The sequence below is a fragment of the Streptomyces sp. NPDC051136 genome, from assembly GCF_044455745.1.
Lineage (GTDB): Bacteria > Actinomycetota > Actinomycetes > Streptomycetales > Streptomycetaceae > Streptomyces.
The window spans coordinates 655673-676770 of sequence record NZ_JBITFE010000003.1 but is presented as its reverse complement, the minus strand read 5'-3'; the positions used below and the strand labels follow the sequence as shown (position 1 = coordinate 676770).

Annotated in this window: 19 protein-coding genes and 1 pseudogene; 16 read left to right on the top strand and 4 right to left on the bottom strand. The window is 68.2% G+C overall.

Annotation, left to right across the window (positions count from 1 at the left end; translation table 11 throughout):
- The first annotated feature begins 1 nt into the window (after position 1).
- The 4 genes from ACIBCJ_RS12335 to ACIBCJ_RS12320 are packed head-to-tail and all read left to right on the top strand — an operon-like array spanning position 2 to position 3912.
- Complete coding sequence (locus ACIBCJ_RS12335; protein ID WP_199837779.1) at positions 2-1144, top strand: glycosyltransferase family protein; 1143 nt, start codon at positions 2-4, stop codon at positions 1142-1144.
- A 6-nt stretch (positions 1145-1150) separates the two neighbouring features.
- Positions 1151-2698 carry a hypothetical protein gene (locus tag ACIBCJ_RS12330; protein WP_365979580.1) on the top strand — a complete coding sequence of 516 codons (1548 nt, stop codon included), beginning with the start codon at positions 1151-1153 and terminating at the stop codon, positions 2696-2698.
- On the top strand, positions 2698-3252 hold the full coding sequence (locus ACIBCJ_RS12325) for an FkbM family methyltransferase (protein ID WP_365979579.1): 555 nt from the start codon (positions 2698-2700) through the stop codon (positions 3250-3252). Before ACIBCJ_RS12330 ends, ACIBCJ_RS12325 begins: the two co-directional genes overlap by 1 nt.
- Positions 3253-3273: 21 nt before the next feature.
- Positions 3274-3912, top strand: a complete 639-nt coding sequence (locus tag ACIBCJ_RS12320; protein ID WP_062780368.1) for a histidine phosphatase family protein — start codon at positions 3274-3276, stop codon at positions 3910-3912.
- Positions 3913-3944: 32 nt separating this feature from the next.
- On the opposite strand, the gene metG is transcribed toward ACIBCJ_RS12320, so the two are convergent.
- On the bottom strand, positions 3945-5669 hold the full coding sequence (metG, locus tag ACIBCJ_RS12315) for a methionine--tRNA ligase (RefSeq protein ID WP_062780370.1): 1725 nt from the start codon (positions 5667-5669) through the stop codon (positions 3945-3947).
- A 347-nt stretch (positions 5670-6016) separates the two neighbouring features.
- On the opposite strand from metG, the gene ACIBCJ_RS12310 reads away from it, so the two are divergent.
- The 4 genes from ACIBCJ_RS12310 to ACIBCJ_RS12295 all read left to right on the top strand — a co-directional run bounded on the left by ACIBCJ_RS12310 (position 6017) and on the right by ACIBCJ_RS12295 (position 9474).
- Positions 6017-7312, top strand: a complete 1296-nt coding sequence (locus ACIBCJ_RS12310) for a nucleotide sugar dehydrogenase (RefSeq protein WP_365979578.1) — start codon at positions 6017-6019, stop codon at positions 7310-7312.
- Positions 7313-7323: 11 nt separating this feature from the next.
- Complete coding sequence (locus ACIBCJ_RS12305; RefSeq protein WP_365979577.1) at positions 7324-8250, top strand: NAD-dependent epimerase/dehydratase family protein; 927 nt, start codon at positions 7324-7326, stop codon at positions 8248-8250.
- A gap of 279 nt (positions 8251-8529) precedes the next feature.
- Complete coding sequence (locus ACIBCJ_RS12300) at positions 8530-8952, top strand: hypothetical protein (protein ID WP_365979576.1); 423 nt, start codon at positions 8530-8532, stop codon at positions 8950-8952.
- 279 nt (positions 8953-9231) lie between these two features.
- On the top strand, positions 9232-9474 hold the full coding sequence (locus tag ACIBCJ_RS12295; protein WP_393518665.1) for a hypothetical protein: 243 nt from the start codon (positions 9232-9234) through the stop codon (positions 9472-9474).
- 230 nt (positions 9475-9704) lie between these two features.
- Here the strand turns inward: ACIBCJ_RS12295 and ACIBCJ_RS12290 are convergent, their stop codons facing one another.
- The gene (locus tag ACIBCJ_RS12290) at positions 9705-10409 is read right to left on the bottom strand and encodes a hypothetical protein (RefSeq protein ID WP_365979574.1); all 705 of its coding nucleotides are present in this window, start codon (positions 10407-10409) and stop codon (positions 9705-9707) included.
- 269 nt (positions 10410-10678) lie between these two features.
- Here ACIBCJ_RS12290 and ACIBCJ_RS12285 point away from each other — a divergent pair, with 269 nt between their 5' ends.
- The 6 genes and pseudogenes from ACIBCJ_RS12285 to ACIBCJ_RS12260 all read left to right on the top strand — a co-directional run bounded on the left by ACIBCJ_RS12285 (position 10679) and on the right by ACIBCJ_RS12260 (position 16378).
- Complete coding sequence (locus ACIBCJ_RS12285; RefSeq protein ID WP_365979573.1) at positions 10679-11098, top strand: hypothetical protein; 420 nt, start codon at positions 10679-10681, stop codon at positions 11096-11098.
- 293 nt (positions 11099-11391) lie between these two features.
- A pseudogene (locus tag ACIBCJ_RS12280) lies at positions 11392-13026 on the top strand (tetratricopeptide repeat protein); the annotation flags it as partial.
- A 5-nt stretch (positions 13027-13031) separates the two neighbouring features.
- On the top strand, positions 13032-13478 hold the full coding sequence (locus tag ACIBCJ_RS12275; RefSeq protein ID WP_365979647.1) for a tetratricopeptide repeat protein: 447 nt from the start codon (positions 13032-13034) through the stop codon (positions 13476-13478).
- A complete protein-coding gene (locus tag ACIBCJ_RS12270) occupies positions 13475-13684 on the top strand; it encodes a DUF397 domain-containing protein (RefSeq protein ID WP_365979572.1) in 210 nt (69 codons plus the stop codon). Before ACIBCJ_RS12275 ends, ACIBCJ_RS12270 begins: the two co-directional genes overlap by 4 nt.
- Positions 13685-13754: 70 nt before the next feature.
- Positions 13755-16163 carry a tetratricopeptide repeat protein gene (locus ACIBCJ_RS12265; protein WP_365979571.1) on the top strand — a complete coding sequence of 803 codons (2409 nt, stop codon included), beginning with the start codon at positions 13755-13757 and terminating at the stop codon, positions 16161-16163.
- On the top strand, positions 16163-16378 hold the full coding sequence (locus ACIBCJ_RS12260; RefSeq protein ID WP_365979570.1) for a DUF397 domain-containing protein: 216 nt from the start codon (positions 16163-16165) through the stop codon (positions 16376-16378). The genes ACIBCJ_RS12265 and ACIBCJ_RS12260 overlap by 1 nt, the downstream gene beginning before the upstream one ends.
- 8 nt (positions 16379-16386) lie before the next feature.
- Here ACIBCJ_RS12260 and ACIBCJ_RS12255 read toward each other — a convergent pair whose 3' ends face one another.
- Entirely contained in the window at positions 16387-16854 is a 468-nt protein-coding gene (locus ACIBCJ_RS12255) for a restriction endonuclease (RefSeq protein ID WP_365979569.1), read from the bottom strand.
- Between the two features lie 519 nt (positions 16855-17373).
- Between ACIBCJ_RS12255 and ACIBCJ_RS12250 the strand changes: the two genes are divergently transcribed.
- Both ACIBCJ_RS12250 and ACIBCJ_RS12245 read left to right on the top strand, forming a co-directional pair.
- On the top strand, positions 17374-17580 hold the full coding sequence (locus ACIBCJ_RS12250; protein ID WP_365979568.1) for a hypothetical protein: 207 nt from the start codon (positions 17374-17376) through the stop codon (positions 17578-17580).
- Between the two features lie 552 nt (positions 17581-18132).
- Positions 18133-18972 carry an MIP/aquaporin family protein gene (locus ACIBCJ_RS12245; protein WP_362100447.1) on the top strand — a complete coding sequence of 280 codons (840 nt, stop codon included), beginning with the start codon at positions 18133-18135 and terminating at the stop codon, positions 18970-18972.
- 25 nt (positions 18973-18997) lie between these two features.
- Here ACIBCJ_RS12245 and ACIBCJ_RS12240 read toward each other — a convergent pair whose 3' ends face one another.
- Positions 18998-20815 carry a copper resistance protein CopC gene (locus ACIBCJ_RS12240; protein WP_365979567.1) on the bottom strand — a complete coding sequence of 606 codons (1818 nt, stop codon included), beginning with the start codon at positions 20813-20815 and terminating at the stop codon, positions 18998-19000.
- Between the last annotated feature and the right edge of the window lie 283 nt (positions 20816-21098).

Sequence of the window (21098 nt, the reverse complement as noted above, 5' to 3'; positions counted from 1 at the left end):
CATGTCTGGGTACACACGCCCGCTCAGCGTGGTCATCGGCGTCAACGGCATCGGCATGGGGCACTCCGTCAGGCAGAGCGTGATCGCCCAGTACCTCCGCGACCGCGGCCACGAAGTACGGATCATCACCAACGGTTCGGCCCGCGTGGAGTACTTCCGGGACCTCGGCTTCCCCGCGTGGGACGGGTGGATGCCGACCCTGCTGGCCCGGGGTGACCGCATACACGCGAGCGACGCAGTACGCGCCAACTTCTGGCAGGCACCCGCCGGCGTCGGTAAGCACCTGCGGCTCCGCCGGATCATCCGGGACACCGGTGTCCCGGACGTGTTCATCACCGACTACGAGCCCAACACTCCGCGACTCGCCTACCACTTCAGTAGGCCGCTGATATCCGTCGACCAGCAGAGCAAGTACCGGCACCTCGACCTTCCCCCTGTTGGAAGGTACGCCCGTACCGCCGACGAGCAGCGGCTGCGCTACTTCGCACCCCACGTCGACCGGTCCTTCATCTGCTCCTACGTCCCGTTGGAAGGCGACGACGGACAGGTGGAGTTCATCGCCCCTGTCGTCCCGGACTTGGTCCGCTCCGCACCGGTCACCACCGAGCCGCTCGCCACGGCCTACTTCTCGCGCTACTTCGACCACGGCCCCGAGGAGTCCGTCCGTAACCTCGCCGAGGTCTTCCGGAACCACGCACCAGACCGCGCCCTGCGTATCTACGCGCAGGCCGACGAGCTCGGTAAGCTGAGCCAGTACACCGACGGCAAGATCGAGGTCTGTACCTTCGACCGCGAGGCGTTCATCGCCGACATGGCACGGTCCGAGGCAGTCTTCTCCAACGCCGGCTTCAACCTCATCAGCGAAGCCTTCGTCCTCGGTAAACCGGTCTGTCTGATTCCGCTGCCCACATACGACCAGCACTGGTGCGCCAGGGTCGTCGATGAGGCGAAACTCGGCACCGCATTACCGCACATCAACCGGGGAGCGGTACTCGACTTCCTCGGCCGGAGCCGGGAACTTCGCAACAACGTCGTGCGCCATCGGGACCAGCACCTCGTGTCCGACCCCCGTGAGCGGATCGCCTCCTACCTGGAGAGCCTGTCCGCAGCCAGTCAGCGGACCCTCACACGATCCGCGCGGTAGACGGTCATGGCGACTCCTCCACTCCCCGCAGAGGTGAACATCGGGGTATCCGTGGCCGCCGTAGTGGTCTGCTATCGCTTCGCGATCTCTCCGACCGTACGAGCCCTCGCTCGCCGGCGCTCGCTCCTGCCGGCCGTGATCGTGGGCGTCACCCCCACGGTCCTGGCCGTCTTCCGGCCGTCGCTCGATCCAGGCCCACTGCGCTGGTTCGTCGTCTTCGTGATCGTGTTGCTCACCTGGCAGGGGGCGACCAGCGACTACGACGTCACGGAGCCCATCGAACCCCAGCGCCTCGACAAACGGTTGCTGCTCCTCTTCGCAGCCGCCTCATGCCTGTGGCCGACGGCCCTCCTACCGTGGCTGGCCGTGTACTGCGGCAGGCTGCGCGGCTGGAAGCACCACGCGATGATGCCCCTGCGTCTGCTCAAGGCGTACCTCGCCTGGTTCTTCGTGGCGATGCTCCTCGGCGCCTCGTGTTCCGCAGCGGTACTTCCGCTGGTCCTCGGCTGTGTCTCGCTCTCCCACTACGTCAAACCGGCCTGGAGCAAGGCTCGCCTGGGGCCGTACCCCTGGTCATGGGTCTGGCACAACCGCACCCACTACCTCATGGCCTCCGCATATTCCTGGGGCTGGGCGCGCTTCCTTCGTGCCGAGACCGTGTCGCACGTGCTGCGCCGTGCACGCGGCCTCGATCGCCCGGTCAACTTTCTCGCGCTGGTCGTCGAGGTCGCCGGCACCGTCGCGTTCCTCGATCGCCGACTACTGATCGCTGCCCTGCTGGCAACCGCCCTTTTCAACGTCGTCGTGGCCCTCGCCTCCGGGATCCTCTTCTGGGAGAACATCGGCACAAACGTCGCCCTCGCGATCACGGTCACGCTGCTGCCCGGTACGGAGTACGCCTCGGCGTTCGGCTGGCCCGCCGCACTGATTGCGCTCGTCGTGCTCCTGCTCAGTGCCGCCGATCTGCTGTGGCAGCCGTGGCACCTGGGCTGGTGGGACTCCCCCTTCACAGCACGCGTCCATTGGCAGGTGGAGACCATCTCGGGGGCGAAGCTGGGTCTCTACAACGACTTCATGTGCCCGCACGAGCGCGAGTACGGCCGCGTCCTGGGCTACTTCCTCACCGACGAGCCTGTCCTCCACGGCCACCTCGGCATCGTCTGGGACCGAAAACTCCGCGACCTTCTCGTCCAGGCGGAAGGCGACCGAAATCAGCTGCACGCGCTCAAACAGACCTACGGCCATACACAGACCGACGAGCGACAGGCGCGCGAGCACATCGCGTTCCTGACCAGGATGTTCACTCGTCTCAACGCCGGCGCCCGGAAAAGCCCCTTGCCCTGGTCACTGCGCCACCTCAAGGCCCCGGGCGGCCAGCTCTACAGGTGGGGCGACCTTCCTCCCTACCGCGGTCAGGAACCTGTCCGCCGTATCACGATCCGCTACGAGGAGCGCTGCTACCGCCCAGCTACCGGCGACTTCCTCCTGCTCACCAACCGCACCGTGCAGGAGATCGACCTCCTCGCACCCGGCACCGACCACGGGAGTACCTGATGCGCAAGGTTTTCATCGACTGCGGCACCAACCTCGGAGTCGTCCTGAACCGCTTCATCCGCGAGCTTCCCGATCACGACTTCTACGCGTTCGAGCCCAACAAGGACCTGCTTCCTTCCATCCGTCGGCAAGTCGAGCAGGCTCCTCACCACCCGCGTGTGGCGATCTCCTCCAGCGCGGTATGGATCCACGACGGGACGATCGACCTCTTCCTCGGCCACCACGAGAGCTCGACCGTGTTGCCCGGCAAGGTCGTGCCGCCCATGTACGACCAGCAGATCGACTACAGCTCACCCATCGCCGTGCCCGCGACCGACTTCAGCTCATGGCTGCGCCGGACCGTCACCACGGACGATCACATCGTCGTGAAGATGGACATCGAGGGCGCTGAGTATCCCGTCCTCACCAAACTGCTCGCCGACGGGACGATCAACCTCATCTCCGTCCTCTACATCGAGTGGCACTACGACCGCTTCCCCGCCATGAGCCGGGCCGACCACGACCAGGTCGCCAACGCGGTATCCGCATGTGTCGACGTCCGCGAATGGGACTGACCCGAAGAAGAGGACACCATCATGCGCTCGAAGCACATCTACCTGATCAAGCACGGTGAGACAGAAGAGAACCTGCGGGGCATCCACCAAGGTCAGGCTGTCGGCGGCAGGCTCAGCAAGCGCGGGAGCGATGACATTCGCAAGGTCGGCGACAGCCTCGCCGCAGCCGGCGTCACCGTAGACCGGATGCTCGTCAGCCCGATGTCCCGCTGCCGCGAGTCCGCCGCGCTGCTGACCGCCACGCTCACCCCCGCCGACGTACGAGTGGACGAACGCCTGGCCGCCAAGAACAGCGGCTACCTCGGAGGCCGCCCCAGGGGAGTCGCAGCAGCCGAAGCCGCCCGCCAAGGCATCCCCATCCACCAGCTCCGCACGCCGGGCGGCGAGTCGTCCGAGGATGTCCAAAGCCGCTACATGCAGCTCTGGGACGAAGTCTGTGCGGGGCCACACCGTACGACCGTCCTCATCGGGCACGGTGGGGGAATCGCCTGCCTGCTGCTGCGGCTGACGGGTAACGGCTTCGACCGCTACCTCGATCACGTTCCCGGATCCGCAGGCGTCACATGGGTCGAAATCGACGACCAGGCCCCTTGCGTCCGGCTGATGAACGTACCGGTCGCGGACCTGCCCGGCCGCCTCAGCCCCCGCACCGCCCGATGAGAGCGCGAGCGGTACAGGTGCGAGAGCTACACTCAGGCGTCCTCGGCACCGCCGAAGCGCACGCGGTAGGACTCCAGATCCTCGTCAGTGATCTTCGCGAACAGCACCGGCGGAACGGTGAACGTCGTCCCGGCCGGGACGACGCCCAGGGTCGTGGCCTGCTCGGCGGTCACCCAGGTCGCGGTGTCACCCTCCAGCGCAAAGGCCCCGCGCATGGCAGCGGCGCTGGCCGGAATGAACGGCTCGGAGACAACCGCGTACAGGTGGATCAGATTCATCGCGGTACGCAGGGTCAGCGCGGCACCGTCCGGGTCGGTCTTGATCTCCAGCCACGGAGCCTTCTCCTCCAGGTAAGAGTTGCCCGCGGACCACAGAGCACGGAGAGCGGCAGCGGCCTTACGGAACTGGAGGGCCTCCATATGCTCTTCGTACTCGGCGAGGAGCCGTGCGATCTCGTCGCCGAGTTTCGCCTCCGCCTCGCCGCCCGCGTGGCCCGCCGGGACCTCGTCGCCGAACCGCTTGCGGGAGAAGGACAGCACGCGGTTGACGAAGTTCCCCAGGGTGTCGGCCAGGTCCTTGTTGACCGTGGCGGCGAAGTGCTCCCAGGTAAACGAAGAGTCGTCCGACTCCGGGGCGTTGGCGATCAGGAAGTAGCGCCAGTAGTCACCGGGAAGGGTCTCCAGGGCCGCGTCCGTGAAGACGCCACGCTTCTGAGACGTGGAGAACTTGCCACCGTAGTACGTCAGCCAGTTGAACCCCTTGACGAAGTCGACCTTCTTCCACGGCTCGCGCACTCCCAGCTCGGTGGCCGGGAACATCACTGTGTGGAAGGGGACGTTGTCCTTCGCCATGAACTGGGTGTAGCGGACGGTGTCGTCAGCCTCGTACCACCAGGTCTTCCAGTCACGAAGCTCGCCGTCCGCGGCGGCGTCCGCCCACTCCTTCGTCGCGCCGATGTACTCGATCGGGGCGTCGAACCAGACGTAGAAGACCTTGCCCTCGGCCGCGAGATCGGGCCAGGTGTCGGCCGGGACCGGAACGCCCCAGTCGAGGTCGCGGGTGATCGCCCGGTCGTGCAGGCCCTCGGTCAGCCACTTGCGGGCGATGGACGAGGAGAGCTGCGGCCACTCCTCGCTGACAGCGTCGATCCACGCTTCGACCTCGTGCTGGAGCTTGGACTGCAGAAGGAAGAGGTGCTTGGTCTCGCGGACCTCAAGCTCCGTGGAGCCGCTGATCGCCGAACGCGGATTGATCAGGTCGGTGGGGTCGAGGACACGCGTGCAGTTCTCGCACTGGTCACCGCGAGCCTTGTCGTAGCCACAGTGGGGGCAGGTGCCCTCGACGTATCGGTCCGGCAGGAATCGGCCGTCGACGGGCGAGTACACCTGACGGATGGCGCGCTCTTCGATGAAGCCGTTCTCGTTCAGCTTGCGTGCGAAGTGCTGGGTGATCTCGACGTTCTGCTGCGACGAACTGCGCCCGAAGTAGTCGAAGGCCAGCTCGAACCCGTCGTAGACGGCCTTCTGCGCGTCGTGGGCCTGAGCGCAGAACTCGGCGACAGAGAGCCCGGCTTCCTTGGCGGCCAGCTCGGCCGGCGTGCCGTGCTCGTCGGTGGCACAGATGTAGAGGACGTCGTGACCGCGCTGGCGGAGGTACCTGGAGTACACATCCGCGGGAAGCATCGACCCGACCATGTTGCCCAGGTGCTTGATCCCGTTGATGTAGGGAAGCGCGCTGGTGACCAGGTGTCGAGCCATCCTTGGATGCTCCATTTCGTACGTACGGCGCCGGTGGCAGTGCCACGGCGGGCCCAGGTCGGGAAGCTGCAGCCGATTCGATCACTCGGATCGCTTCTTGGTGCCACGCACAGTGACGGTACGGCACTGCAGGCCAACGCCATCGTATCGAACCAGCGGTCTGCCCTTCCTGCGGGTTTTGGGACCCGCCCGCCCCGAGACGAGAAGGCACTCGGCCGTCCGAGACAGGCGGCCAAGCGAGTCTCGTACGGCCGAGGCGCCTCCCATCTTAGGGCCCCCGCACAGCCGCGGATGCGCGCACACCGCCCTCGCCCCTGCCCTTCGCCGAAGCCAACGAGGTGGGATGCATGATCGAGAATCGCCAGTTCCAGCAGCTCCGCGTCGTCGTAGTCGGGCAGGGGTACGTCGGACTCCCGCTCGCCGTCAGAGCGGCCGAGGTCGGGCACAAGGTCGTCGGCTTCGACGTGGACGCCCAGCGCGTCAAGCGGCTCGTGCTCGGAGAGTCATACGTCGAGGACATCCCCCACGCACGGCTGGCACCGCTCCTGTCCACTGGCGCATACCGACCGACCCTCGACTCGTCCGACTGCGCGGACTTCGACGTCGCGATCGTCACGGTCCCCACGCCACTCCGAGACGGGGTGCCGGACCTGTCCCACGTCGAGGACGCAGCACGGATACTCGGCCGCCATCTCGGGCGTGGGGCAACCGTCGTCCTGGAGTCCACCACGTACCCCGGCACGACCGAGGAAGTCTTCGGCCCTGTGCTCGAACGCGCCTCCGGCCTGACCGCCGGCCACGACTTCCACATCGGCTACAGCCCTGAGCGCATAGACCCCGGCAACTCCACGTGGAAGCTGGAGAACACTCCCAAGGTCATCTCCGGTATCGACCCCGCCTCCAAGGAAGCTGTCCGCCGTTTCTACGGATCCCTCGTCGACACGGTCGTTCCTGTCGCCAGCTGCAAGGAAGCCGAACTGACCAAGCTGCTGGAGAACACCTTCCGACACGTGAACATCGCGCTCGCCAACGAGCTGGCGATCTTCGCCCACGAGCTGGACATCGACGTCTGGTCGGCGATCAACGCGGCTTCCACCAAGCCGTTCGGATTCATGCGATTCGCCCCGGGACCGGGGGTGGGAGGCCACTGCCTGCCCATAGATCCGTCGTATCTGTCCTGGCGCGTCCAGCGCACCCTGGGGCGCAACTTCCGCTTCGTCGAGCTGGCGAACGACGTCAACAACCACATGCCCGACTACGTGGTCCGCCGCCTCGTCGAGGGCCTCAACGAGCGCAGGAAGTCCCTCAACGGTTCCCGGATTCTGCTGCTCGGCCTCGCCTACAAGGCCAACACCGGGGACGCCCGTGAGACTCCGGCAGCGCGCATCGCCGAACTGCTCACCGACATGGGCGCCGAGGTCCAAGCGGCCGACCCCCACGTCACCGACGACGCTCACCCACGTGCCGCCGGCCTGGAGAACCTCCAGCGGGTCGAAGTAACCCCCGACGGCCTCGCGGCTGCCGACGCCGTCGTCCTGCTCGCCGAGCACGACGCCTTCGACTACCCCCTGATCAGCGCCCACGCCCCGTACATCCTCGACTGCCGCCACCGGCTCGCCGGCGCACACGTCGAATCTCTCTGAAGGGAAGCCACGTGAAGATCGTGATTACCGGCGGTGCCGGGTTCATCGGCAGCAACCTGGCCCGGACCTTGACAGAGCACCGCGAGATCAGCCAGATCCGGGTGATCGACAACCTCTCCACCGGCTTCAAGGAGAACGTCGCGGGCCTCGACCTCGACTTCTTGGAGGGCGACGTCCAGGACCCGGCCCTCCTTGACCGGGCGTTCCATGGCACGGACGCCGTCGTCCACCTGGCCGCCCTCCCTTCTGTACCGCGTTCCGTGAAAGACCCTCTGGCCAGCCACCATGCCAACGTGACCGGAACCCTCCAGGTCCTCGAAGCCGCCCGCCGAGCCGGTAACCTGCACGTGATCGCCGCCTCTTCGTCCTCCGTTTATGGGGCGAACGCTCACCTCCCGAAGCACGAAGACCTCTCGACCGCTCCGATGAGTCCGTACGCGGTCACCAAGCTCGCCACGGAGGCGTATCTCGGGGCGTACCACCACAGCTTCGACCTGCCGGTCCTACCCTTCCGCTTTTTCAACGTCTACGGGCCGGGGCAGCGAGCCGACCATCCCTACGCCGCGGTCATCCCAAAGTGGATCAACGCCACGCTCGACGGACGGCCCCTGACCGTGCATGGGGACGGCACCCAGACACGGGACTTCACGTACGTGGCCACGGTCTGCCGGATCCTCGCTGACTCCCTCCTTCGCCGGGTCGTCGGCCCTCAGCCGATCAACCTGGCGTTCGGGACACGCACGCCCCTCCTGGACCTGATCCCAGAGATCGAGGCCGCCACCGGGTTCCGCGCTCTCTGGGAGCGCACCGCCCACCGCGTCGGTGACGTGCCCCACTCGCAGGCCGACGGCACGCGGCTGCGAGCACTCTTCTCGACGATCACGCCCACCCCACTACAGGAAGGGATAAGGGCTACAGCTGATTGGCTCCGTGCTTGATCACGGGGTTGTCACACCGGCTGATCCCCACGCGAGACCTCGCCGCCAATTGGGTCCCTGGCACCGACTCGGTGCCGGCGCTGATCAACAGCAACCGAGCTCTCGCTGGTGCACTTCTGGTTGCCACCGACAGCAGTGACTCCGACGCCCTCACCGGGCCCCAGCAATCCCAGTAGCTCATCCTGTTGACACCGCGTCACCCTCAGCGCTGCTTGTCGCACAATCGGATGGGATTCCAGCTGCATTCGCATCTCTCCTGACAAGACGTAGTTACTTCGCGTGACACAGTCCTTGATCGAAAGGCAGAGGTACGCAGTGACGTTTTATTCAAAGTTGCCACAGGAGAAGCGGGCTGAACTGGCGGATCTCGTGATCGCCGAGACCAAGACCGTGCTGGAGGTGAGCATCGAGTACGAGGTCTCACGCAAGACCGTGAACGGTTGGGTGCAGAGGCGCAAGCGACAGCTCGGGATTCCTGGATCTCCCAAGGGGGGAGACCGCACCCTCCCCCCTGCCGCACTGCGTCGCGTTGCCAAGGAGAAGCAGGGGAGGGTCGCGGCCGAACGGCGCGCGGAGTCCTACCGAAACGAGCTGGAGGAGACCAAGTCCCAGCTTGAGCAGCTCGTGGAAACACTCCAGGGCATGCAGGTCACCTTGGAGTACTACATGGGGCAGAGGCCAGCCGGCCGAGCCGCCGCCTAGCAATTCCCGACGAGCGCTTCCCACATGGCTACCCACCGTCACGACAGCAACCACATCGCAACCGAAATCGAGATCCTGTGCAAAGGCATGGGACTTCCCGTCGCGGACACGGACGACCGTACTCGGGCCGTCGGTGTGCTGATCTCGTCAGCCGGAACGAGGGCCGCGTCACTGGAGTGGTTCGTCTCCACCACCGCGCGCTCAGCCTCAGCCCGTGAACAGACCGAAGGACTCGCCGACGGACGAGCCGGCCTCCTGCACCGCAGTACACGCGCTTACGTGCATCACGCGCTCACCGGCGTCCTCCAGGAACTGGGGTACTCGGTGGCCCACACCACTTCCGGCCTGCGTATCGACGAGGGCCTGCCCGGCGCCTCAGCCGGAGCGGAGACCGCCAACACTCTCGCGGACTTCCTCCGTGTGGGCCTCGACAGTCTCGACGGAGCACGCGACCGCAAAAAGCCCAGCGAAGACGGCGAGGATGGCGACGACGGTCTGGCCGGCGTACCCGCCCGCGTGTAACCCCGTCGCCGTTTACGAGCGAGTCCGCACAACCTGAGCTCGCGCGGCGAACGTCCGGCGAGTAACCGGCCTCGCGCCTCCAACTAGGCCAGATACTCGCCGGACGCTCGCTTCCAGCGTGTTCGGTGCCGGGAGTCGCCCCGTCCGATGCCGCAGCGCGAAAGCCTCGCGTCAGCGCACCGGACGAGGGTTTCGCCTGAGCGCCGCTTAGGAAGGGAGCAGACAGAAGCTCATGGTGCGGGAGAACAGAGACGGCATTGCTTATAGTTTCTTCCGCCCTTAGGGCCGGTATTCTGGGCAATCCATGCCCGCGCTTCGGAGGCTGCCATAGGACGAAAGGTTGGGTAAGTTGCCGCCCTATCCCAACCGCCATCAAAGGTCTCGTAGTTCCCGGTTGGCATGAGCGGATTTGCTGCGTGGGCGTAATCGCGTAGAGCGCTGTCAAATTTCGTTGCCGTCGGCCGAACGAATTGATTTGGCATCGCACGCTTCACCACCGAGCAGTCAGTTTCATGCAAACTCTTCTTGCCTGCAGTGAAAGGATACGTCTCTGGCTGTTGGTACCTTCGCCAGAATTCTTCGGCATCCTCAACCAGGCGTTCGAAGTCGCTTCGATGGCGATGGCACGCTTCGCAGCCTCCGTCCCGCTCGCACCAAGCCCATCGATCCTCAGCCGATTCGTAATCGATGCAGCCGTTGGGCCCGTACATGCGACTCACCGATTCGAGGAGCCCCCTGCGCGCACCTTCAGCAGACATCTGCCCACTGCTCACCGCCTCTAGGATATCGAGGACGGCCGACAACTCAATGTCGAACCCCCACCCCTCACAGATGGGTCGCTTCCGAACTTCCGGGAAGTGATCCCCGAATATGAATCTTGTCTCAGGGATCGAGATCGTTCCGATGGTCACGTCGTCCACGTCGAATGTGGGCACGGAGGAGCCTCCTCGTGTGAAACTGGTAAACCGCGACAAAGCTACAGGAGTTCGGCTTACCTGGGCGGGCGTCAGATCGATCCCAGGACTGGACAGCAGTCCGCCGCGGGGCTTCCCGCTTGAGGCCGGTGAGGTTGCGTCGGGCACCAGGGGTGGGTTTCGGCCAGACACTTCGCTGTCCAAGCGACGATGGCTCAGATCATCTACTGGCTCGGCGAACCGCTGCCCATCATCGTCGTCAAGTATCCAGAGGTACGGGGGAGTCGGTCATGGATCCAGAGGTGCTGGCGCAGACCGCGGGGATCACCGTCGTCGGGCTGATGGCCACCGATGCATGGCAGCGGACACGCGACGGCGTGGTGGCTCTGTGGCGTCGGGCACGCCCTGTGCAAGCCGACGAGATCGGCACAGCGCTGGAGGAGACGCGCGAGGAGCTCCTCGCAGCCCGGCACGAGGGCGACTCCGAATGCGCCGAGGACCTGGAGCGTGACTGGCGCCGCAGGCTGAGGCGCCTTCTTGCCGCCGATCCGTCCATCGCTCAGGACCTTGAGGAGATCCTGGCCGAGGCGCGTGCCTCCCTGCCCGAGGATGAACGGCCTCCCGTTCCCGCAGTGCAGATGCATGCTCACGCGTCCGGACACGGGCGGGTCTACCAGGCCGGCCGGGACCAGCACATCGTCGAGCGGTGACGGGGTACCCGGGCGCTCCTCACGGGGGCCACGTCCTGCGGGCTGTCACGGACGGGCACGGCCGGGTGTACCAAGCCGCCGGCAACCAGATCATCGTGGAGTACCCCGTCCATCAGTCCGAACCACCCGTTCCAGGATTCGGGTTGGGATGGGCGAGCCCCGAGTCGGTACGTACTCCCCTGGCTGCTCCGCTGAGTTCGCCGCTGCGGGACCGGCTCGATGTGCGACAGGCACTCCTCAAAGCGATCGCCGCCCCTGCGACCGCGGCAAACGGTCTGCACGTCGTCCATGGCATGGCGGGCAGCGGAAAGACCGCGTTGTCCCAGACGGTGTTCGACGAAGCCGTTGCCGACCATGGAGTCGTGGGGCTGTGGGTCAACGCCTCCGACCGCTCGTCGTTCCGGTCCGGGATGCTGGCCGTGGCACACGACCGGGGTGCCTCGCAGCAGGAGGTCGACGCGGCGCGGGAGGGCCGCCGTCCGGACGCGGATTTCGTCTGGCACTATCTGCACAGCTCGCCCGAGCCCTGGCTGCTCGTCCTGGACAACGCGGACGATCCGTCCGTGTTCGGCCATGGCGCCTGGCTGCGATCGAGCAGCCGCGGCATCGTACTGATCACGACTCGGCTCCGGGACGCCGCCGTATGGCGCCGGGCCGCCAAGCATCGACTCGACGTTCTCGACATCTCCTACGCTGTCGACGTGCTGCGGGATCTCCTGGTCAGCGCGGAGGACACCGCCAAGCTGGAACTGCTGGCGCGGCGGCTGGGCGGCCACCCGCTGGCACTGTCGCTCGCCGGCACCTACCTCGGCCGACAACTCCTGGAGCCGGTCTCAGTGGACGAATACCTGAAGCGCCTTGACGCCGACCCGTCGCTGCTCGATCGCGGGGCGGAACCCGGCGAGCAGGAACTGCGCCGACTGATCACCAGTACATGGCAGATCTCACTGGACACCCTGACCGAGCAGGGCCTTCCCGAGGCGACGACGTTGCTCAGGCTGCTGTCGTACTTCGGTGCGGCACCCCTGCCTGTCGGGGTGCTCTCATCGACCGGCCTGGAGGGCACAGGGCTGCCTCATGCCCTCCCGCCGCTCACCGGCGAAAGCGCCAACCTCGCACTCGAAGGGCTGGCCAGACACTCCCTGGTCTCGCTCATCAAGGCTGATGCCGGGACCGCCGCCGTGCCCAGCGTGCAGGCTCACCCGCTGCTCCTGGAGACGGTCGCGTCGCGCGTTCCGGTCGACCAGCGTGCGCTGCTGCTGGAATCGGCCACCGCTCTGTTACGGCGGCTCCTGTCCACGGACTCGGGCCGCTATGTCGACCCACACACCTTGCGGCTGTTCACGCCCCATGCCGCCGCCCTGCTGAGGCACGCCGCCGCGCATCGCGCGGACGCGGCAACCTCGTCGGCTCTGGCCATCGTCCGCGACCTTCGCGATCAGTCGTATGTGCGCGGCGACTACGCCACGGCCCGCGCTCTCGCAGACGACGCTGCCCACGTCACCGACGGCCAGGGAACCCCAGAAGCCCTGACCGACCGCCACGAGCGCGGCCGGGTACTGACAGCCCTCGGCCACTTCGACGAGGCGGCCACGGTTCACCGAGCCACGCTCGAAGCACGAGAGGCCCTGCTCGGCCGCGAGCACCCGGAGACCCTGGACAGCGCGCACGCCCTCGGTATCGCTTTGTACGGCCTCGGCCGCTGGGCGGAGGACGAACGGTCCATGCGCCGCGCCGCAGACGGGCGTGCCCTCGCCTTGGGGGCCACGCATCCGGACACCATCGACAGCCGAGGCAGGCTGGCCGAAGCCATAGGCCAGCAGAAGCGCTGGGACGAAGCCCGTCAGCTGGCGGCCGAGAACCTCGAAGTGAGCGAGCGGGCCCTCGGCGACGACCACCCTCACACCCTGCTGAGTCGTATCGCCCTCGCCTGGTGCTTGCCGGTACCGGGGAGTGGGAAGAGGCGGCAGTCCATACCCGAGCCACGCTGGCAGGCAGCGAGCGAGTGCTCGGGGCGGACCACCCACGCACGCTCGCCGCGCGACAGCGTCTGGCAGATGTCCTGTCTCACCTCGGTCAGTGGCCCAAGGCACTGGAAGCGGCGCAGTCAGTACGCGCTGTGCGTCAGCAAATTCTCGGGCCGGAGCATCCGCACACCCTCTCCATCGAGATCATGCTGTCCCGGATCCTGCGCGGCATCGGGCGTGCCGACGAGGCGGGGGAGCTGTCCGCTCGTACTCTGGCCGCCTGTGTGAGCGTGCTCGGAGACGATCACCCGGATACGCTGGTCTGCCGTGCGGAGTGCGAGGCAGCAGGTGCAGCAGTCCAGACAAAATCGGTTGATTCCGGTGTAGTTGAGCAGGAGGAAGAGGAGTCGTGACCGGGCCGATACGGGTTTGGCGCAAGAGCAGCTACAGCGGTGCTGACAACGGCTGCGTAGAGATACAGACCCCCCCCCCGCCGCAGAGAGCTCCGGTTCGCGACTCAAAGGTGCCCGAGGGTCCAGTGATCGACTTCATGGATCGCTCGTGGGTGTACTTCGTCCAAGCCCTCCAGCAAGGGGAGTTCGCTGGCCATGACCTGTAGCCACCCCATGAGCGTGGGCCGTTCCCTGCGGTCAGTCACGACTCCGGGCAACACGGCGCGGCGGTAGTCCATGGGCGAACCATCGAGACCGACGACACCGGCTCCGTCGGACAGCGACATCGTCATCAGGGATCACGCCCGCTGGAACAGCGCCTCGCGGGACCAGTACATCGGGGAGATCGGACAGTACGTCGTCCACCACGGTGCGAGGCCCGATCCCGCCGCGTCCGACCGGTCGGGGCCGGACTCGGTGCGCGTGCCGCTCGCCGCGCGATCGCCCTCCCCCGTCCGGGACCGTCACGACATACGCCGCGACGTGCTGCACGCCATCAGTCATCCCTACGATGCGCCCGCGAAGTTCGTCTTCCACGGCACCGCGGGCAGCGGAAAGACCGTCCTCGCCGAGGAGCTCTTCCACGAGGTCGCGGCACGAGGCGTGGTGGGATTGTGGGTGAACGCGGCCACCGAGGTCGCGTTCCGTGCCGGCATGCTGGCCGTCGCCCTCGACCGTGGCGCCGACCCGGGCCAGGTGGAGGCGGCTCGGGTCGGACAACGCCCCGCCGCCGATCTCGTCTGGCAGTGCCTCGATGCCTCCGCCGAACCCTGGCTGCTCGTCCTGGACAACGCCGACGACCCGAGCGTGTTCGGCGACGGCGGCTGGCTGCGCGGCTCTCGGCGTGGCACCGTGCTCGTCACGACGCGGCACGGCAGCGCGCCCCTGTGGCAGGACGCCGACCGTCGCCACCTCGACGTCCTCGGCCTGGACGACGCCGTGTGCGTCCTGCGTGACCTCAACGTGAGCGACTACGACCAAGCGGCGCTGGAGAAGCTCGCGAACGGCCTCGGCTGCCATCCACTCGCGCTCACCCTCGCCGGCGCCTATCTCGGCCAGCGGCTACTCGATCCCGTCACCGTGGACGAGTTCCTCCAGCGCCTGCGCGACGATCCGAGCGGCACCCTGGACGAAGCCGCCGACCCGGACGAACGTGACCTGCGCCGGCTGATCAGCTCCACGTGGCAGATCTCGCTGGACGCTCTGGCCGACCGAGGCGTCCCCGAGGCAACCACACTGATGTGGCTACTGTCCTGCTACGCGCCCGACCCCCTGCCCATCGGCCTGTTCCACGCCCAGCGGCTCCGACTCACCACCCTCGCCCAGGCCGAGCCGCCGCTCCCCACGCGGAAGGCGGACGCCGCCCTGCGGGGGCTGATGTCGCAGTCCATGGTGGCGGACCTCAACGTTCCCGGAGACGTCGGCCTGCCCAGCGTCCGCTCCCTCCAGGCCCACGCGCTCCTCTTGGACACCGTGGCCGCTCGCATCCCCCTCGACCAGCGCGAGGGCGTGCTGGCCTCCGCCACCCAACTGTTGGACCATCTTCTGCACGACGGTGAAGCCGAGGGCACCTGCCTCGACGCCCAGACGATGCGGCTCTTCACGCCGCATGCGCTGGCGTTGCTGGGCCGCACTGCCGCCGCCCACTCGGTCGCCACACCGAAGGCCCTCGGCCTTGTCCGCTACCTTCGCGACCAGAGCCGCGAACGCGGCGACTACACCTCGGCGCACCTCCTCGCGGAGTCCGCCGTACGCGTCCCCCCGTCCGTGTCCGCTGCCACGGAGGCCGAATTGCTCGACGACCGATACGCACTCGCCTGCTCCTTGGGGGACTTGGGACGTTACGCCGAGGCCGCCGAGATGCACCGCGAAGTCCTGCACACCCGTGAGACACAGCTCGGTCCCGACCACGTCCAGACGCTCGACAGCGCCCACGCGCTGGGCCTGGCCCTGTACGGGCTGGGCGAGTGGGCTGAGGACGAGCGGCACCTGCGCCGCGCCGTCGACGGCCGCAAGCGGGTCCTCGGGTCCGAGCACGCCGACACGATCATGAGTACCGCCTGCCTGGCCGAAGCCATCGGTGAGCAGCAGCGCTGGGGCGAGGCCGAAGCTCTGGCCCGCGCCAACCTCGCCACCAGCGAAGCAACCTACGGCCCGACCAGCCCGTATACGCTCGCGGCACGCCACACACTGGCCTGGGCCCTGTACCGACTGGGCCGCCTCGATGAGGCCGAGGCCCTCACCTCCGCCACGCTCGCGGAGCGGGAGCATTCCCTCGGTTCAGAGCACCCGCGCACTCTGGTCGTCCGGGATCTGCTCGCCGGCATCCTGTGTGCCCAGGAACGTTGGTCGGAGGCGGAAGCCGCAGCGCGTTCGGTCCTCACCGCCCGTGAGGAGGTGCTCGGCACGGAGCACCCACACACTCTGGCCATGCGCACGGGGCTGATCCGGATCCTCACCGGCACCGGCGATCTGGCAGCGGCGCAACCCCTGGCCGTACTGAACCTCGAAGCGTGCATCCGTGTCCTCGGCGAGGAACATCCCGACACAGTCGCCTGCCGACAGGCTCACCTTGACGCCTTCGGATCAAGCCTTCACGATGACGAAGTGCCCCGGACTGGACATGACAAGGACGTGCAGCGTTGATGGATACCGCGCCGACCCGCATATGGGTCAAGAGCAGCTACAGCGGGCACGACAACAACTGCATGGAATTCCTCACCCCCCCCCCGCTGGGCAAGGCCGTTGTCCGTGACTCGAAGGATCCGCAGGAACGGGTGATCGTCTTCCGCGCCACTTCGTGGGCCCTGTTTGTCCACGCCTGTCGCGCGGGCAACCCGACGACGGAGACGGCTACTTAGGGGGAAGATCACTTCCCGTACGCCCGCTTCCAACGTGCTTGATGCCGGGAGTCGCCCTGCCCGCGGCCGTTCACTTCACTCAGGGACAGCAGCGAGGCCCCGTTGTTCCACAGCCCGAAGTGGTCCCGGTGCACAGCGAGGATTCCGTGCTGCAGCGCGAACTTCTCGGAGGGACGGCTGAACCGCGTGGTCGTCACGAACACGGCCAGGTCGGCCCCGAAATGCACCTTGGCGCCCAGCAGATCGCGCAGTTCGCGGCTCGCGATCGTGCTGGTCGGCGTATAGCGCTTGCACTGAATCACCACGCTCCGGCCGTCCGGGAGACGGCCGACAACATCGGCGCCGTTGTCGTTGGCGCCACCCACGCGCCGGACGTCGGTGCATCCGTCCCGTCGGCACAGGCTCGCGACCAGATCCTCGAACTCGGTGCCGGTCATCGTGTCCACCTCGGCAAGCGTCCGGTGGCCGGCCTTCACCGCCTCTTCCTGCCGCCAGAGACGGTCCCGCCCACGCACGAGCCGGTCCGTACGCCGGAGCCACCATCCCGCCGCTGTGACGCCGCCGAGGACCACAGCCCCCGTGACGTACGGCCACACGACCGACCAGAAGACGATGAGCAGGACCAACACCAGGCCACCGCCGACCGCCGCCGACTTCAGCCGCGTCGCTCGTCGTCTACGAGCAGCCGCACCCCGCCCACGCCTCGTCATCGTCGAAGTCCTCCCCCACAGGTCCGTGTACCGCAGTGTGAGCCGACCGAGGCAGCGCGAGAAGGGCGCGATTCGGCCGTGGCCGGATCGGATGACGCACCGAGGGTGACTCGAACACCCCGGACGTCAACGACGGCCTGCTCCATCGCTCTTTCCGGTGGTCATCGAGCCGATCGACTCCGTAGGCGCGGGATACGCGGCAACACTCGCACCGTGGCCGAAGAAACAAACGTGGCGTGTGAAACCGGCCCTCCTCCGCAGAATGCTCCCGAGCCAGGAGGAAGGGTGGCCGCCCGCACCGGCCGTGTACGACTCCAGTTCTGGCGCTGGGCCCTCGCGCCTCAAACGACCTGGCAGGCCCGCCGCCTGGCAGCCGATTTCGGGCCGGGCATGGATGCCCGCACCGCCTGGGTGATGGCACGACTGAAGCGGCACCCGGACGAGTTCCCCCTTGCGATGCAGCACCTGAACGATGAAGAAGACGCCGGATGACCCCCGCGCGAGAGTCCATCACCCACGCGGTCCTGACACTACCTTGGCGCCATCGCTGACCAGGGGAAACGCGGCCTTCTCTGGTTGCAGTTCTGGTTGCATTCACCTCCGTTCAGCGCCGTCCGGAGCTTTCACCGACATCCGTTCCGCCGCAGGTCAGGACGTTCCCGTACATCCCCGAACCCCCAGACGAACATTTGGAAAGCGTGTTGGGGGCAACCCCTCACGAGTTCGAATCTCGTATCCTCCGCCAGTGCCTCACCGGGCACGATGTCGAAGGGCCCCGCAGTTCGCTGCGGGGCCCTTCGACGTATGTGCCCGACGCGTCGGCGGCGCCGTCCGGCTCGGACCGGAAGGCCACTCCTCACGGCCCCGCCGTTGCTCCGTAGAGGGGAAGTCTCGGGCGTCCGACGGCGGGATCACCCGATTGATCACGCTGGTGGCCTTTTTCCGGGTAGGGAGCGGATTGGTCTGTTCCGTTCCGATGAAGGAGGGCCGGTGGCCGAACGCATGGTGCGCCGACGCGGTTATCGAGAAGGCCTCGGCGGTGAGATGTGCGCCGAGTTCCTGGGGACGTTCGTCCTGATCCTGTTCGGCATCGGTTCGGTGGCCGTCGCGGTCGCCGGGCTGCCGGGATCGGGCCGGCAGGTCGTGGACTTCGGGCCCGCCAACTGGCTCATCATCGCGTGGGGCTGGGGCCTCGCCGTCGTCTTCGGCGTCTACGTGGCCGGCGGCATCAGCGGGGCGCACCTCAATCCCGCGGTGACCCTGGGCTTCGCGGTGCGGCGGGACTTCCCGTGGCGCAAGGTGCTGCCCTACTGGCTCGCGCAGGTCGTGGGCGCCTTCGTCGCCGCGGCGCTCGTGTACGCCTGCTACCGGTGGGCGATCGACGCGTCCATCGCCGCGGCGGGCGAGACGCGGAAGACGTCGCTGTCGACGTACTCGATCTTCGCCACGTTCCCCGCCGAGTACTTCGGGGACTCCTGGTGGGGTCCCCTGCTCGACCAGATCGTGGGCACCGGGATCCTGCTGCTGGTGATCTGCGCGCTCATCGACACCCGCAACACGGCGCCGACGGCCAACCTCCACCCGTACATCATCGGGCTCGTCGTCGTCGCGATCGGCCTCGCCTTCGGCACCAACGCCGGGTACGCGATCAACCCGGCCCGTGACTTCGGCCCCCGCCTGTTCACCTTCTTCGAGGGCTGGGGCGGCATCGCCCTGCCGGGCACCTTCCAGTGGTTCAGCGGCTACTGGTGGATCCCCATCGTCGGCCCGCTGATCGGCGGGGTCGTCGGGGTCCTGGTGTACGACCTGCTCATCAGCCCCGTGCTCAAGGCGAGGATGAGCCAGCGCGAGGAGGGGCCCGCCACGGAGGAGCCCTCGCCCTGAGGGACCGCCGGGGACCAGACGGGCCTCACGGCAGGATCCGGATCCGCCGCTCCTCGCTCACCTGGTCCACTTCCGACACCCGGACGGTCGCCTTCATGGTCCAGACGCCGGGCAGGGGCAGCGTGAGCGTGTTGGCGCTCCAGTAGCCGCCCCGGTCGACCAGCTCCGCCTGGAGGGGGCCCACGTCCTTGTCGGGCAGGGTGAAGGCGAGGCGCAGCTCCGGTACGGCGGCCAGGCTGCCGTCGGGGCCGAAGACGACGGCCTGCACCGCGTTGTCGCCGGTGCGGCCCGGGTCCAGGGTGATCTGGACCGTGCCCCTGGCCGTCCCGCCGATCTCGAACGGGATCGTCGTGACGGACGCGGGCCGCACCCCGTCCGTCGCCCCGGCCGCCCGCACCGTCTCCTCCGCGGTCCGGCCCGGCGGGGTGGCGGTGAGCACGGTGGTGACCGCCAGCACGACGGCGGCGACGACGGCCTCCGCGAGGACGGAGCGGCGCAGTCCGCGGCGGAGGGCGGACGCGCCGTCGGGGGCCGGTGGGCGCGCCGGCGGCGGGTCCTCCGGCGGTGGGCCGCCCGCCGGTTGCGGCACCCGCTCGGGCACGCGGCCGGGCGCGGGTACGGCGGCCGGCGCCGACAGCAGCGCCGACGTCCACCGCCGGGACACGGCCGCCGCGCCCAGCAGTACGGCCACCAGGACCACCTTGGCGAGCAGCAGCCTGCCGTACGTCGATCCGGTGAGCGCCTGCCAGGAGCCGAGGCCGCGCCAGGACTGGTAGACGCCGGTGACGACCAGGACGGTCACGGCGGCGAAGGCGGTCCGGGAGAAGCGGGCGACCACGGCGGCGGGCGGCGCCGGGCGCCCGGCGCGCAGGAGGGTGAGCAGGGCCGCGAGACCGCCCAGCCAGACGGCGGTGGCCAGCAGGTGCAGTACGGCGGACGTCATCGCGACCGGTACCTGCGCACCGGCCGAGGCGTGCTCGGCGGCGGCCCAGGTCAGGGCGAGGCCGACGGCCAGGGCGACGCCCACCGCGGCGGCGAGCGGGGTGCGCCCGCCGAGCCGGGCCGCGCGGGTCGTGCGCGTCGCGCGGGTCGTGCGCGCCGTGCGGGTCGTGCGCGCCGTGCGGGCGAGGTACAGCGCGATCGGCGGCAGCAGCGCCAGCCTGACCAGGAGCAGGACGCCGGGGCGGGAGACGAGGGTGTCGCCCAGCGCGGTCGGGTCCAGGGCCGTCGACGGACCCGTCCCCGCCTCGTACGGGGCGCGCAGCACCAGCAGGGCGACGGTGGACGTCAGCAGGGTCCACCAGGCCGCCATCAGCGGGCGGCGCAGCGGGGCGGGGTCCGGCGGGCGGCACAGGGCTGCGAAGGCGGCGGTGCCGACGAGCAGGGCCGCGGCGAGGTAGGAGAGATAGCGGGCGATCTTGTGGAGGGCCGCGGTGAGCGGGTCCTCGGCGGGGCCGGTGTCCACGGGCGCGGTCGCCTGCGACGGCTTGCCGACCGAGAAGGTGAAGGCGCCCGAGACGGGGTGGCTGTCGGCGGACACCACCCGCCAGGCCACGGTGTACGTGCCCTCCCCCAGCTCGCCCGGCAGCGTGACCCGGGCCGTCTCGGACCGGCCGTCCGCGTGCCCGCTCTCCCCGGTGCGGACGCGGTGGCCGTCCGGGTCCAGGACGCGGAAGGAGTCGTCGCGCAGGCCGACGGACTCGCTGAAGGTCAGGGTGACGCGGGCGGGGGCCCGCCGCAGGACGGTTCCGTCCCCGGGGTCGGTGGAGGTGAGGGCGGCGTGGGCGGACGCCGGTCCGGCACCGCCGAGGAGGAGCAGGACCAGCAGGGCGCCCAGCAGCACCAGCCGCCGGACCGCCCCGGCGTCCCGTCGTCGGACTTCCCGCGGGAGGAGTCGTCCGGAAGCCTTGGAGACCCTGGGGGCCTGGAGGGCCGGTCGCCCGCATGCCCGGGGGGCGGGTCGTCCGGTTCCCCGGGGGGCTCGTCGTCCGGTTTTCCGGGGGGCCGGTCCTTCGGATTCCGCCATGGCTCGTACTTCGGACTCCCCCATGGCTCGTACTTCGGATTCCCGCGTGGCTCGTCCTCCGGACTCCCGCGTGGCTCGTCGACCGTATGCCCGCGGGGCC

Bases quoted from the DNA above. Each gene is read 5' to 3' on its own strand.
- ACIBCJ_RS12310 (WP_365979578.1), top strand. From the start codon at position 6,017: ATGATCGAGAATCGCCAGTTCCAGCAGCTCCGCGTCGTCGTAGTCGGG.
- metG (WP_062780370.1), bottom strand. From the start codon at position 5,669: ATGGCTCGACACCTGGTCACCAGCGCGCTTCCCTACATCAACGGGATC.
- ACIBCJ_RS12285 (WP_365979573.1), top strand. From the start codon at position 10,679: ATGGATCCAGAGGTGCTGGCGCAGACCGCGGGGATCACCGTCGTCGGG.
- ACIBCJ_RS12260 (WP_365979570.1), top strand. From the start codon at position 16,163: ATGGATACCGCGCCGACCCGCATATGGGTCAAGAGCAGCTACAGCGGG.
- ACIBCJ_RS12335 (WP_199837779.1), top strand. From the start codon at position 2: ATGTCTGGGTACACACGCCCGCTCAGCGTGGTCATCGGCGTCAACGGC.
- ACIBCJ_RS12330 (WP_365979580.1), top strand. From the start codon at position 1,151: ATGGCGACTCCTCCACTCCCCGCAGAGGTGAACATCGGGGTATCCGTG.
- ACIBCJ_RS12320 (WP_062780368.1), top strand. From the start codon at position 3,274: ATGCGCTCGAAGCACATCTACCTGATCAAGCACGGTGAGACAGAAGAG.
- ACIBCJ_RS12265 (WP_365979571.1), top strand. From the start codon at position 13,755: ATGGGCGAACCATCGAGACCGACGACACCGGCTCCGTCGGACAGCGAC.
- ACIBCJ_RS12325 (WP_365979579.1), top strand. From the start codon at position 2,698: ATGCGCAAGGTTTTCATCGACTGCGGCACCAACCTCGGAGTCGTCCTG.
- ACIBCJ_RS12245 (WP_362100447.1), top strand. From the start codon at position 18,133: ATGTGCGCCGAGTTCCTGGGGACGTTCGTCCTGATCCTGTTCGGCATC.